The sequence below is a fragment of the Collinsella aerofaciens genome (genome assembly GCF_040910325.1).
Classification (GTDB): Bacteria; Actinomycetota; Coriobacteriia; order Coriobacteriales; family Coriobacteriaceae; genus Collinsella; species Collinsella aerofaciens_BL.
Genome location: NZ_JBDGAV010000018.1, coordinates 1 through 12515 on the forward strand (window position 1 = coordinate 1; position 12515 = coordinate 12515).

Annotated in this window: 11 protein-coding genes and 2 tRNA genes; 12 read left to right on the plus strand and 1 reads right to left on the minus strand. The window is 59.5% G+C overall.

Going from position 1 to position 12515, the window contains the following annotated elements; genetic code table 11:
• The first annotated feature begins 495 nt into the window (after nucleotides 1–495).
• The 10 genes from ftsE to AB5Z25_RS07905 all read left to right on the plus strand — a co-directional run bounded on the left by ftsE (nucleotide 496) and on the right by AB5Z25_RS07905 (nucleotide 11451).
• Entirely contained in the window at nucleotides 496–1716 is a 1221-nt protein-coding gene (ftsE, locus tag AB5Z25_RS07860; protein WP_117634797.1) for a cell division ATP-binding protein FtsE, read from the plus strand.
• Nucleotides 1703–2623, plus strand: coding sequence for a permease-like cell division protein FtsX (gene ftsX / locus AB5Z25_RS07865; protein WP_117769462.1), 921 nt, complete (start codon nucleotides 1703–1705; stop codon nucleotides 2621–2623). Before ftsE ends, ftsX begins: the two co-directional genes overlap by 14 nt.
• Before the next feature lie 123 nt (nucleotides 2624–2746).
• Entirely contained in the window at nucleotides 2747–4882 is a 2136-nt protein-coding gene (locus AB5Z25_RS07870) for a ribonuclease R family protein (protein ID WP_368135243.1), read from the plus strand.
• A gap of 177 nt (nucleotides 4883–5059) precedes the next feature.
• The gene (locus AB5Z25_RS07875) at nucleotides 5060–5665 is read left to right on the plus strand and encodes a recombinase family protein (RefSeq protein ID WP_055285671.1); all 606 of its coding nucleotides are present in this window, start codon (nucleotides 5060–5062) and stop codon (nucleotides 5663–5665) included.
• A 104-nt stretch (nucleotides 5666–5769) separates the two neighbouring features.
• The gene (locus tag AB5Z25_RS07880; protein ID WP_195544903.1) at nucleotides 5770–6351 is read left to right on the plus strand and encodes a VanZ family protein; all 582 of its coding nucleotides are present in this window, start codon (nucleotides 5770–5772) and stop codon (nucleotides 6349–6351) included.
• Between the two features lie 204 nt (nucleotides 6352–6555).
• Nucleotides 6556–7407 carry a MurR/RpiR family transcriptional regulator gene (locus AB5Z25_RS07885; protein ID WP_271759124.1) on the plus strand — a complete coding sequence of 284 codons (852 nt, stop codon included), beginning with the start codon at nucleotides 6556–6558 and terminating at the stop codon, nucleotides 7405–7407.
• A gap of 10 nt (nucleotides 7408–7417) precedes the next feature.
• On the plus strand, nucleotides 7418–8341 hold the full coding sequence (gene murQ, locus AB5Z25_RS07890) for an N-acetylmuramic acid 6-phosphate etherase (protein WP_368135244.1): 924 nt from the start codon (nucleotides 7418–7420) through the stop codon (nucleotides 8339–8341).
• A 57-nt stretch (nucleotides 8342–8398) separates the two neighbouring features.
• On the plus strand, nucleotides 8399–9829 hold the full coding sequence (locus AB5Z25_RS07895) for a PTS transporter subunit EIIC (protein WP_055310344.1): 1431 nt from the start codon (nucleotides 8399–8401) through the stop codon (nucleotides 9827–9829).
• Between the two features lie 117 nt (nucleotides 9830–9946).
• Entirely contained in the window at nucleotides 9947–10999 is a 1053-nt protein-coding gene (locus tag AB5Z25_RS07900) for a MupG family TIM beta-alpha barrel fold protein (protein WP_368135245.1), read from the plus strand.
• A gap of 92 nt (nucleotides 11000–11091) precedes the next feature.
• The gene (locus tag AB5Z25_RS07905) at nucleotides 11092–11451 is read left to right on the plus strand and encodes an arsenate reductase family protein (protein WP_368135246.1); all 360 of its coding nucleotides are present in this window, start codon (nucleotides 11092–11094) and stop codon (nucleotides 11449–11451) included.
• Between the two features lie 196 nt (nucleotides 11452–11647).
• Here AB5Z25_RS07905 and AB5Z25_RS07910 read toward each other — a convergent pair whose 3' ends face one another.
• The gene (locus tag AB5Z25_RS07910; RefSeq protein WP_368135247.1) at nucleotides 11648–12058 is read right to left on the minus strand and encodes a hypothetical protein; all 411 of its coding nucleotides are present in this window, start codon (nucleotides 12056–12058) and stop codon (nucleotides 11648–11650) included.
• A 276-nt stretch (nucleotides 12059–12334) separates the two neighbouring features.
• Here AB5Z25_RS07910 and AB5Z25_RS07915 point away from each other — a divergent pair.
• Together AB5Z25_RS07915 and AB5Z25_RS07920 are read left to right on the plus strand one after the other, a co-directional pair.
• A tRNA-Gln gene (locus tag AB5Z25_RS07915) sits at nucleotides 12335–12408 on the plus strand.
• Between the two features lie 17 nt (nucleotides 12409–12425).
• Nucleotides 12426–12502: transfer RNA gene (locus AB5Z25_RS07920), tRNA-Glu, on the plus strand.
• Nucleotides 12503–12515: the final 13 nt, after the last annotated feature.

Consider the following 12515-nt stretch of genomic DNA (forward strand, 5'->3'; position numbering starts at 1 on the left):
GCCTTTAGACGCGAGCCCGGAGCCCGTGGGTTATACCCTAAGAGCAAACCACCCTTTTTAAGGGTGGTTCTGATTTGTGGTGAAATAAGGACTGATTAGACCTTTTAACTGGTAAAACAGTCCCTATTTCACCGCAACTTATGAAGACGCCCCTCAAGCACGGTCCCATCAGGGAAAAGGGCATATATCGACAAAGCGCAATTCAGACCCTTCCAACTTTGTATATGCAGCACCCCAAGTAAAACGCGGCGACCCCTTAGTTACCGCAGGCCGGACACAGGGCTACTCTCCAAATCTTTCCGCAGGACGGAGGAGCCCCCGCAGCGCGAAGCGCGCAGCGGGGGCTCCGACATGTCCGAGGACGATTTGGAGAGTAGCCCTGTGCCCGGCCGACGGGATCCCTAAGCACGCCATGCTTCTTATGTGCAGCAAAGCTAATGCTGCTAAAATATAAAGCGCTCATGTAGTTTAAACGCACGACGATAAGGAGCACCAGTGGGTAACCACTTCCGTACCTCCGGTGCGGGCGATGATGCCCCCAAGACGCAGGCAGGCGTCCAGGGCAGTCGTTTCGCCACTCCGGATTCAGAGGGCCAGCCTGTTGCTCAGGCCCCCGCTCAGCCGGCAGATCAGGCACAGCCGGCATCCGATCCCTTTGCCTACAATCCAACCAGCGATGTCGCGCTTTCCGGCACGGCGGGTTTTGAGCCCGTTCAGGCCGTGACCGCTCGCGTGGAGCAGCCTCAGGCTGGTGCCGCCACGCCGCAGCCTACCATGGCCGGCATTCCCGACCCCATGGCCCCTGCGACGCCGGCTCCTCAGCCTGCGCAGTCCGGTCTCTTTGCCGCTATTCCCGACCCCACGCAGCCTGCTGCCCCGGTGGTCGAGAGCGATCAGGCGGCCGAGGTCGCAAGCCTCGATAACGCGCTCAACAACCCCGATTTTACGTCGGTGTTTGCGCCCATCGATCCGCAGGCCAGCCGCAAGAAGATGGCCAAGCAGGCCGGTGTCGAGCCCGTTATCCTTATGGAGCATGTCACCAAGATCTATCCGGCACAGCCCAACAAGCCTGCACTCGACGACATCAACATCGAGATCTATCCGGGCGAGTTCGTCTTCCTGGTCGGTCACTCCGGTTCGGGTAAGACCACGCTGCTGTCGACGCTCAACCGCGACGTCAAGCCGACGAGTGGCCGCATCCTGGTTGCCGGTCAGGACCTCATGAAGATCAAGAACCGCAAGGTTCCGTTCCTGCGCCGCCAGATTGGCGCCGTGTTCCAGGACTTTAAGCTTCTGCCGCAAAAGACCGCCTACGAAAACGTGGCGTTTGCCCTGCAGTGCATCGGCAAGCCCAAGGGCGTCATTCGCAGCCAGGTGCCCGAGGTGCTGCGTCTGGTCGGTTTGGCCGATCAGATGGACTCGCTGCCCGACCAGCTTTCCGGTGGCGAGCAGCAGCGCGTTGCCGTCGCCCGCGCTATGGTCAACCGTCCGCCGCTGCTGATTTGCGACGAGCCCACGGGTAACCTCGACCCGGCGATCTCGCTGGGCATCATGAAGCTGCTCGAGCGTATTAACCGCACCGGCACCACCGTGATCGTCGCCACGCACGACCGCGAGATGGTCGATAGCATGCACCGTCGCGTGATCGCCCTCGAGGGCGGCCACGTTATCCGCGACCAGGAGAGGGGAGGTTACGGCAACTATGGCACCAACTAACGTGGGCTACTCCTTCAAAGAGGCAATCAGCCACTTCTTCCGTAACTGGACTACCTCGCTCGGCGCCGTCATCACGATCTTCCTTTCGCTGTTTATCATCGGCCTGTTCATCATGGGCTCCGCGATGCTGAACTCCGTGATCGGCACCGTCGAGGATCAGGTTGTCATCAACGCGTTCATTAGCGATGACGCCGATCAGGCCGATGTTCAGGCTTTTGAGGCCGAGCTTAAGACATGGAATAACGTCAAGTCCGTTACCTATAAGGACAAGGACGACGCGCTGGCCGAGTATACGAGCAAGATGTCGGGCAACGCCGACGCCACCATGAGCGCACTCGATGGCCAGAACCCGCTGCCGGCTTCGTTTGCAATTGAGATGGACGATCCGTCCAAGGTCGAGAGCACGGCCAAAAAGCTCAAGAAGGATGCCGATTTCCAGAAGATCGCGGATGACGGCGACGTCAACGCGAGCGTGCTGTACGGCCAGGAGGAAGTGAGCCGCCTGTTCCAGGTGACCAACTATATCCGCATCGCCGCCGTGGTGCTCGTTGGCCTTCTGACCTTTATCGCTTTCATCTTCATCAACAACACGATTCGCCTATCCATCACGGCGCGTCGTCGTGAGATTGCGATTATGCGTCTGGTCGGCGCCAGCAACGGCTTCATTCGCGGCCCGTTTATCACCGAGGGCGTACTGCAGGCCATTTTGGGCTCGCTGCTTTCCATCGGCGTTCTGGAGCTGCTGCGCAATCTGATGATTCCGCGTCTGCAGGAGAGCATCGGCTGGATGTCGTTTGCCCTGCCGATGCAGTACTACCTGGTGACCTATGCTGCGCTGATTCTGGTCGGCGTGATTATCGGCCTCTTTGGTTCTGCCATCGCCATGCGTCGCTACCTGCGCGTGTAGGCATGCCTGGAATTCATCCCTTCCAACGGGTCGTCTCTTATGGGGCGGCCCGTTTTTTGTCCCCTAGGGATCATTTGGGTAGACTCTTGGGATGTAAACGGCAATCGATAGTTAGGAGGCGCCATGGGGCGCAATAACAAGCATAAGCGTGGAGCTCGCAATAAGCGCGGGCCGGTACGCAGCGAACGTCGTCCGAGCCTGACCGGGCGCGTGCAGCTCCATGAGCACAGTGCCTACGTTGTAACCGAAAACGGCGACTACAAGGTCATGGGTCGCGGCAAGCGTGAGATCATGGACGGTGATACCGTTGCCGTGAGCATTAAGAACAGCCCGCACGGTGAGCGGCGCGCCGTGATCGAGGGTGTGGTTGAGCGCGCAGCCATAAGCGTAGTGGGTACGTACCAGACCGCCGGTCCGCTCGGTGTGATTGAGCCGCTCGATTCGCGTTTGAAGGTCGACTTCTTCATTCTGCCCGAGGATACCTCGGCGGATCGTCTGGGCGTTCACCCGGGTGATGCCGTTGTCGCGCGCATTTTGACCTACCCGACGCGCCTGGAATCGGGTACCGTGACGATCGAACGCCGCATTGGCGGAGATGACGCGCCCGATTTGGGCGTTCAATATGTGATGGCGCGTTACGGCTATACCGATAGCTATCCCGAGGCCGCGCTGGACGAGGCCGAGGGGCTTTCGCTCGATGTGTCCGCGGCGCTTAAGGACCCGCTCCGCCGCGATCTGCGCGACCGCTTTGTCATCACGATCGACCCGGTCGACGCGCGCGACTTTGACGATGCCATTTCGTTGGAGCGCACGCCCGAGGGTGGCTACAAGCTGGGTGTGCATATCGCCGACGTTTCACACTATGTGGCTTGGGACGGGCATATCGATCTTGAGGCTCGCCATCGTACGACATCGGTGTATCTGGCCGATCGCGTGCTTCCCATGCTGCCCGAACGCCTGTCCTGTGACCTGTGCTCGCTTCGCCCTGACGAGGACCGTCTTGCGTTTACCGTCGATATCGAGCTCGATGCGCAGGGTCGCGTGCGGCATTACGATCCGTATCCCAGCGTGATTCGCTCGCGTGTGCGTATGGACTATGACGGCGCCGAGGCGCTGCTGGTGCGTGCCGGCGCGGTTGAGTATTCGGTGCTGGAGGGTGCAGCCGAGGATGTTGCGGCTGCCGAGACCTCGCGCGAGGAAGCGCTTGAGCGCGGTCTTGCGTGCGAGGAGGCCGCCCGCGGCTACAACATCGACCTCGGCGATTTCCTTGTCGCCGCTAACGAACTCGCCGAACTTCGCCGTCGTATTCGTCGCGCCCGCGGCTCAGTCGATTTTGACACAGCCGAGATTCGCGCTCTATTGGATGAGGACGGAGTGCCCGTGCAGATTGTGGCGCGTGAGCGTTCGTGTGCCACGTCGCTTATCGAGGAAGCCATGCTGCTCGCCAACGAGTGCGTTGCAGAGTGGCTGGCAGACCGTGATATCGAGGCCTGCTATCGTGTGCATGAGGATCCGAGCCCCGATAGCCTGCACGGTGCTGCCGTTGCGCTGGCGCAGCTAGGCATCATCGACGATCGCCGTGCTGCCGGTATTGCCCTGGGGAGCCCCGATGAGCTGCAGGCTGCAGTTGATGCTGCCGCCGGTACGGCCAACGCACCGCTCGTCAACACGCTGCTTCTGCGCAGCATGCAGCGCGCGCTGTACAAGCCGCGCAACGAGGGCCACTTTGCGCTCGCCGCGCCGTGCTACTGTCACTTTACGAGTCCCATCCGTCGCTACCCCGATCTGGTGGTGCACCGCGTGCTCAAACTGCAGTTGGCCTATGAGCAGCTCGGCGGCAAGGACGCCTTGGTCCGTACGCCGCGGCTGATCGGTAAGGGGCGCGAGTCGCTGCCGCGCATTCTGCCGCAGATCTGCCGCGCATGTAGCGATGCCGAGCGCGCGGCAGATGCCGCCAGCCATGCGACGCAAAAGATCAAGATTGCCCAGTACTATGAGGACCGTCTGGGTGAGCGCTATGCCGGAACCGTCTCGTGGGTTAGCAGCATGGGCCTCTTTGTGCGCTTGGACCTAACACAGGTCGAGGGCCTGGTTTCAATTAAGAGCCTGGGCAACGAGTGGTTCGAGTTCGACGAGGACGCGCTAACGCTCACAGGTGCCGACACGGGCACCCGTTACGAGCTGGGGCAGCGCGTGATTATCGAGGTCTCGCGCGTCAATACCACGCGTGGGCACTTGGACTTTAAGCTTATCCATTAGCTAAATCCCGACTCGTGGCGAGAGAGCGGAGGGCGGCCTTTCGGGACCGCCCTTCGCATTTGAATCGTGGCTACCTTGCCGTCTGCTCGGCCGCCCGCTTACCTGCTATTTGAGAGGTAAAACCTACCAAAATAAACCTGTCCCTTTTTGGCAGGTTTACAAGAAAGCGGGGATGAGATGGCGACGGTGTACGGTTATGCGCGGGTGAGTTCGCGCGATCAGAACCTTAATCGGCAGCTGGATGCGCTGGGCGCCTATGGCGTGGGCTCGGCGAATATTTATGCCGACCATGCGAGCGGCAAGGACTTCGATCGACCGCGTTATCGCGAGCTGCTGCACGTCCTGGGAGACGGGGACGTACTGGTGGTGCTTTCTATCGACCGACTTGGCCGTAATTACTCCGAGATTCTTGAGGAATGGCGACGCATTACCAAGGAGCTCGGGGTTGCCATTGTGGTGTTGGACATGCCATTGCTTGACACGCGCGCTAGGGCCAGCGGCGCGCCGGATGTGACCAACGTCCTGATTGCCGATATTGTGCTGCAACTGCTGAGCTACGTGGCGCAGGTAGAGCGCGAGAATATCCATCGGCGCCAAGCGGAGGGAATTGCAGCGGCGCGGGCGCGAGGGGTCCGTTTCGGTCGACCTCGCAAGCCGTGCCCTCCTCAGTTTGAGCTGGTGCGCGATAGCTATGAGGCGGGCGATATTACCCGCAGCCAGGCGGCAAAGTGCCTGGGCGTGTGCGTGGGGACGTTCGATCGCTGGATGCGCGAGGCGGGGTAGGGGTTTGCGTCGCTTTGTCGCTTCCTGTTGCGATTCAAATTTTGATACGGTGACGATGCCATTTGGGGCTACACTCGCTGATATTCAAAAAAGGAGGTTGGCCCTTGGCGCGCGTAAAACAAATAATCGGATGGACCGCGATCGTTCTGTTCGCTGCAACGCTGGCGGGCATCTGGGTGCTGACGGAGCAAAATGCGGTGGAGACGTCGTTGCTGAGCGAGTCCACCGCGCGTGTGGTGGAGGGCCAGGCTACGGGCGTTCAGGCTGTCGATGCCACGGGTGAAGCTCAGGCGGAGAACGGAATGACCGGGGGCACCGATTCGGCTGCCTCGAATGTCCGGTCTGGCCGACTTGCTTCCATTCGCATGTGGGTGGGCACGAACGTCCGTCGCGTTGCCCATACCGTAGAGTTTTTCTTCGTCGGATTGTTCGCCTCCGTGGTCGTGGTTTGCCTTTCCAGGCGCCCGTGGAGCGTATGCTCTCGTTGCGTGCCCGTATTGCTCTTTTGCGCCGCCTGCTCCGTTGGCGATCAGGTACATAAGATCTTTGTTCCCGGCAGGCATTTCGACGTTATCGATTTAGGATTCGATGCTGCGGGCTATGTCACCGCCATGCTGTTGGTATTGCTGGCAGCGGCGTTGGTGCGCCATGCGACTCGGCCGATCGGCGCCCATGCGAGGCGCTAGCCGGTAACAAACCCGTTTCTGATAATGCGACCTTGTTGAATTATTTTGTGTCGCGCGTATTTCCGAGCGGTCGGATTTGAGGGGCGAGCGGTAGAACGCTCGCCCTTTGTGCGCCACGATGCGGCACAATGTACCGCAAAAGCTGTTTGTATCCGGTACGAATCGTTCGTTGGTCTTTAATTCTTCTCAACGGAGGTGTTTGAGATGGCAAACGGATTGCTTTTGCGGCTTCGCGAGCGTGAGCTCAGCGCGTGCCCGGCGGAACGCAATGTCATCGCATATGTAAGCGCTCATCCGCACGAGGTGGTCGGGCTGTCCGTCCGCGGTCTTGCCGATGTCACGTTCTCCTCGCCCTCGAGCATTTTGCGCTTTTGCAAGCGTTTGGGTTTTGCGGGCTACAAGGAGTTCCAGCGCGAACTGATTGCCGAGCTGGCGCTCTTAGGTGACAAGAAAGACGTAGCCCTCGAGGACATCTCCATGGATGACAGCGTCGAACGTATCGTGGGGAAGGTGATGAAAAGCAACGTGCGCACGATCGAGGCGACGGCGCGAACGCTCGATTACACCGTCTTGGAGCGATGCGCGGCCCGTCTTAAGCGGGCACGCGCGGTCAATCTGTTCGGTATTGGTGCCTCTCGTTTGGTCGCGCACGACCTGGCGCAAAAGCTCATGCGTGTCGACAAAGAGTGCCATCTGTACGACGACTGGCATGATCAGCTCTTATGTGCCAAGAACATGCATGAGGGCGATATGGCAATCGCCTTTAGCTACTCGGGCTTGACGCAAGAGGTGCTGGACTGCACCGTCGAGGCTCAACGTCACAACTGTCCCGTTGTGGCCGTTACCAAAGTAGATGGATCATCCAAGCTTGCCACCATGGCCGATGCCGTGCTCGGCGTTGCTGCGAGTGAACCCTTGGTCCGCAGCGGTGCCATGGCTTCGCGTATGGCCCAGCTTATGGTTGTCGATGCCCTGTACGCTGCTTACGTTGCCAGCGACTACGAACGGGCGACGCATGTCATTAAGCAAAACTACATCGAGAAACAGGAAAGATGAGGTGAATGAAATGCTCGATTTAACAAAATTCACGACCGAACAGCGTAATCAAAGGTCAATGGACCTCGATACGATGACATCGCTGCAAATCGTCACGACGATGAACGATGAGGATCTTCGTGCCGTCCAGTCGGTCACGAAAGTGTTGCCCCAGGTTGCCACAGCAATCGACTGGGCTGCTGAGGCACTCGAGCGCGGCGGGCGCGTCTTTTACATGGGCGCAGGCACCAGCGGTCGTCTGGGCGTACTCGACGCTTCGGAGTGTCCGCCCACGTTTGGCGTGTCACCCGATCTGATTGTCGGGCTCATTGCCGGAGGCGAGACGGCGTTTATCAAGGCTGTCGAAGGTGCCGAAGACAGCGATGAGCTTGGCGCGAACGACCTGCGAGAGCGTGGACTCTCGGACAAGGATCTTGTCGTTGGCCTGGCGGCAAGCGGTCGTACTCCTTATGTGGTGGGCGGCCTTGTGTACGCCAAGGCAGCTGGGTGCAAGACCATTGCAATTGCCTGCAACCAAGGGTCGAAGATCGGGGAGAGCGCAGATCTTGCCATTGAGCCCGTGCCCGGTCCCGAGGTGCTGACCGGCTCAACGAGGCTCAAGGCGGGAACGGTTCAAAAGCTCATTCTCAACATGATTTCGACCGGTGCCATGGTCAAGATTGGCAAGGTATACCAAAACCTGATGGTCGATGTGCAGCAGACGAACGAGAAGTTGGTGGTGCGCGGCCAGAACATCGTGATGGAGGCGACCGGCTGCACGCGCGAGCGCGCCGTTCAGGCGCTTGCAGATGCCGGCGGCCACGTAAAAACCGCTATTGTCTCGGTACTGCTGGACTGCGATGCCGAGCAGGCTGCGGTGGCTCTTGAGCGGGCGCGAGGCCATGTCCGTGCTGCGGTGAGTGGCCATGAGAAGAGCAATGCCGATGCCCAATAGGTGCGCGGCGTGAGCTGATATGACATCCAGACGAGATACCCAATACAAGGAGGAGTTATGACGAACAAAGAGCTGGCTCAAAAGCTGCTGGACCTTTTGGGCGGTAAAGACAACGTGCTGGCAAACGCGGCGTGCATGACGCGCCTGCGCGTGACCGTCAAAGACGCGGGCAACGTCGACACGGAGGGCATTAAGGCGCTCGACGGCGTGATGGGCCTGGTCGAGGACGACACGATGCAGATCGTGCTGGGTCCGGGCAAGGTGAATAAGGTGCTCGAGGAGTTCTCCAAGCTCACCGGCCTTGCGAAAGGCGTTGCCGACGAGAGCGTGGTTGACGCTGCGGCCACGAACAAGGCCGCGCAGAAGGCCAAGTACGAGTCCAAGCCGGTTCAGGCCTTCCTCAAGAAGATTTCCAATGTCTTCGTCGCCCTGCTTCCCGGCATCATTGCGGCTGGCCTCATCAACGGTATCTGCAACGTCATTAACGTCTCGACGGCAGGCGCGCTTGCAGGCGAGTGGTGGTACCAGGGCATTCGTTCCATGGGCTGGGCCCTGTTTGCCTATCTGCCCATCTTGGTGGGCTATAACGCGGCACGTGAGTTTGGTGGCTCCGCTGCGCTGGGCGGCATCGCCGGCATGATGTGTATCGCCAACAGTGCCATGCCCCTGCTTGCGCCTGGCGCGGCTGATCCTGCCACTGCCATTCTGCTGCCGCTCACCAATGCGCAGTACAACCCCGCAGCGGGCGGCATGATCGCGGCTCTCATCGCTGGTGCATTTTTTGCCTGGATGGAGCGTCAGATTCGCAAGGTTATGCCCAACGCACTCGACACGTTCCTGTCCCCGCTGCTGGTGCTCATCATCGGCGCCTTTGCTCTGATGCTCGTCATCCAGCCGGTTGGCGCATGGCTGACGACTGCCATCTTTAGCGTTTTGACTTTTATCTTCGAGAAGTTGGGCGTCCTGGGCGGCTATATCCTGTCGGCAGGCTTCTTGCCGCTGGTGTCCGTCGGCCTGCATCAGGCGCTCACGCCGATCCACGCTATGCTCAACGATCCCGACGGCGCTACCAAGGGTATCAATTACCTGCTTCCCATCCTTATGATGGCTGGCGGCGGCCAGGTCGGTGCCGGTTTGGCGCTGTACTTTAAGACCAAGAACGCCAAGCTCAAGAAGTACGTCGCCGAGTCCATCCCCGTTGGAATCCTGGGTGTGGGCGAGCCTCTGATGTATGCTGTTACGCTGCCGCTCGTTCGTCCGTTTGTGACGGCCTGCCTGGGTGCCGGATTTGGCGGCGCGCTCGCGGCGCTGCTTCACATCGGCACGGTTTCTCAGGGCGTTTCCGGTCTGTTTGGCCTGCTGATCGTCGTTCCTGGCCAGCAGCTCGGCTACGTTGCCGCTATGCTGCTTGCCTATGCCGCCGGCTTTGTCCTGACGTGGTTCTTTGGCGTCGACGAGCAGAAGATCAACGAGTTCTTTGGCGAGTAGTTTGATATCGCGAGCCGTGTTGCTCAGAGCTCGCGGCGCGCGGCAGATTTCTTGATGTTATGGTTGTGCCGGCGGGGCTAGCTGCTCCGCCGGCCTTTTTTAAAGGAGCGTTGAAGCGTGAAAACGGGTATTTCGATTTATCTTTCCAGCCCTTTGCAGGATATTGAGCGGACGATTGAGCGTGGTGCCGCGGCGGGTGCGCGCTATGCGTTCACCTCGCTGCATATTCCCGAGGATGGGGGAGCGGCGTATGCCGATAAGGTCCGTCATGTGCTGTCGCTGCTTTCCGCCCGCGGCATTGCGCTCATTGCCGATGTGGGGCCTCGCACGTGCGATTTGCTCGGGCTTGAGCGCATCGAGGACCTGCGCGATCTGGGGTTGGAATACCTTCGTTTGGACTATGGCTTTAGCGCCCAGCGGGTCGCGGAGCTGTCCGGTGTATTTCGCATTGTGGTCAATGCATCGACAGTGAGTTCTGATGAAATCGCATCGTGGCGTGAGGCCGGTGCCGATGTGACTCGTTTTGCCGCCTGCCACAATTTTTACCCCAAGCCTTATACCGGTTTAGCTCTGGAGGATATTGCTCGGGTGAATCTTCGTCTTGCGGCGCTTGGATTCGAAATCATGGCTTTTGTGCCGGGTGATGCTAACGTTCGCGGGCCGGTATTCGAGGGACTGCCGACGGTCGAGGCGCAGCGCGGTCGCGCGTCAAAGGTTGCCCTTAACATGCTTGAGCTTGCACATGGCGCCGATTGCGACATTGTGTTGGTCGGCGACCCCGATCTATCCGATGCGGGCTGGGCGCAGTTTGCTCAAGTTTCCGCCGGATACGTGGACCTGCAATGCGAGCTTGAGCCCGGTTATGCCTATGCGCGCGGGCAGATTCATCACGACCGGCCCGACTCGAGCGTCCTCATCTTTAGGTCTCAGGAGTCACGTACGACGCTTAAGCCGGATTCCGTGCCGACGGATGCCGGAGCCGGCCTGCCGCGAAAGGCGGGGTCGATCGCTGTGAGCAATAGCGGATATGGGCGCTACGAAGGCGAGCTTGAGATTGCGCGGGTCGATCTTCCCGGTGACGAGCGCATGAACGTTGCGGGCCATATCACGCCCGAGGCAATGGAGCTACTGCCGTTCATCAAACGCGGATTCGGGGTACGGTTCGTTTAGCGTGTGACCCGTGGGCTACAATTGGCCCATCATACGAAGGCGCCTCGTGTGGCGTGTGCCCGCGTTGGCCGATCTATATTCGGAGGATTCCCATGACCGTACTGTTTGTTGAATATCCCAAGTGCTCGACCTGTAAGAAGGCCAAGGCATGGCTGGACGAACATGGGGTTGAGTATATCGACCGCGATATCGTTTTGGATAATCCCACGGCTGATGAGCTTGCGACCTGGGTTGCTCGTTCGGGGCTGCCGGTGCGGCGTTTCTTTAATTCGTCGGGCATGAAATATCGAGAGCTGGGCCTGAAGGCGCGTCTGGATGCGGGCATGACGGATCGGGAGTGCTACGAGCTGCTGGCGACCGACGGCATGCTGGTCAAGCGTCCGCTGCTGGTGGGCGACGACTTTGCGATTCCCGGCTTTAGGGAATCGGCTTGGGCCGAGGCGTTGCTGTAGCGGCTGCGGAAAGTGCGACCCGGAATTCGCTTCCAGAATGGGATGCGCTTTCCCAAAGTGGCCGGTTGCGGAAAGCACGTCCCATTCTGAGCTTCGATTGTGGGACACGGTTTCCGGTTGAGGGCTCGACGGGAAAGTAGGGACCAGTTTGAGCTTGAAATCTGGGACGCACTTTCCGCCGGCGGGCCTGCCCCAGTCAGTCCGCCAGCTGTGCCCATTCGTGCGGATCGTAGACCTTTACGTGTTTGTTGGGCTTGCCGCTCCAGTACTCCTCGTCCATAAAGGGCAGATATGCCTGAATACCGGGGCAGATAAAGGGAATCCGCTGCTGTTGCAGTCGCTCACGCTGGCGCTGCTCCAGGTGTGCCTCGGATATGACGGTCGGCATACCGGACAGCTCGACGAGGCTTGCCTGGATTCGTTTAAGGTCGGGGAGTCCCGCGTGCCATGACATCCGCATGATCAAAAAGGATGCACGGCGGTATTTTGCCTGCATCACCGTGATGGCGGGGCGCAGTGTGGGATGGATTTTGTCCCGTTCGGGCCAAAGGTCAGCAGTGATCTCGAGGCCCAGGGTCTCCCATAGGTAATCAAGCTCTTCGTCCATGGCGCCTCGATATCTACGCGATCATTGATACTTCGATTGTGTTGCCTGGTGCTATCGTTTTCGCGGTAGAATCTGCCAACGGTTGACGGCTACCGCTCGCGGCGTTTTGCCCTTCGTGTACAGCGGTCGGCTTCACAGGTCCTTCACGGGTTGGACTAAATTAGGCCAATTTGACTGAATTTCAAAAAAGTCAAAATTGGGGCTTGCGTCACGGCGAGACTTCCCGTATATTTCTTTCTTGCGCAAAGGCACAGCCGAGCGCAGCGATGCAGTCATTGGGATGTCGTCTAATGGCAGGACAGCGGATTCTGGTTCCGTCAATGGGGGTTCGACTCCCTCCATCCCAGCCATTGCATTTGCTACATATGGCCCGTTCGTCTAGCGGTTTAGGACGCCGCCCTCTCAAGGCGGAGATCACCAGTTCGAATCTGGTACGGGCTACCAAAATTGAACGCCC

What these genes read in the sequence shown, in the direction of transcription:
- ftsX (WP_117769462.1), top strand. Translation starts at nt 1,703, where the DNA reads ATGGCACCAACTAACGTGGGCTACTCCTTCAAAGAGGCAATCAGCCAC.
- AB5Z25_RS07870 (WP_368135243.1), top strand. Translation starts at nt 2,747, where the DNA reads ATGGGGCGCAATAACAAGCATAAGCGTGGAGCTCGCAATAAGCGCGGG.
- AB5Z25_RS07875 (WP_055285671.1), top strand. Translation starts at nt 5,060, where the DNA reads ATGGCGACGGTGTACGGTTATGCGCGGGTGAGTTCGCGCGATCAGAAC.
- AB5Z25_RS07885 (WP_271759124.1), top strand. Translation starts at nt 6,556, where the DNA reads ATGGCAAACGGATTGCTTTTGCGGCTTCGCGAGCGTGAGCTCAGCGCG.
- murQ (WP_368135244.1), top strand. Translation starts at nt 7,418, where the DNA reads ATGCTCGATTTAACAAAATTCACGACCGAACAGCGTAATCAAAGGTCA.
- AB5Z25_RS07895 (WP_055310344.1), top strand. Translation starts at nt 8,399, where the DNA reads ATGACGAACAAAGAGCTGGCTCAAAAGCTGCTGGACCTTTTGGGCGGT.
- AB5Z25_RS07905 (WP_368135246.1), top strand. Translation starts at nt 11,092, where the DNA reads ATGACCGTACTGTTTGTTGAATATCCCAAGTGCTCGACCTGTAAGAAG.
- AB5Z25_RS07910 (WP_368135247.1), bottom strand. Translation starts at nt 12,058, where the DNA reads ATGGACGAAGAGCTTGATTACCTATGGGAGACCCTGGGCCTCGAGATC.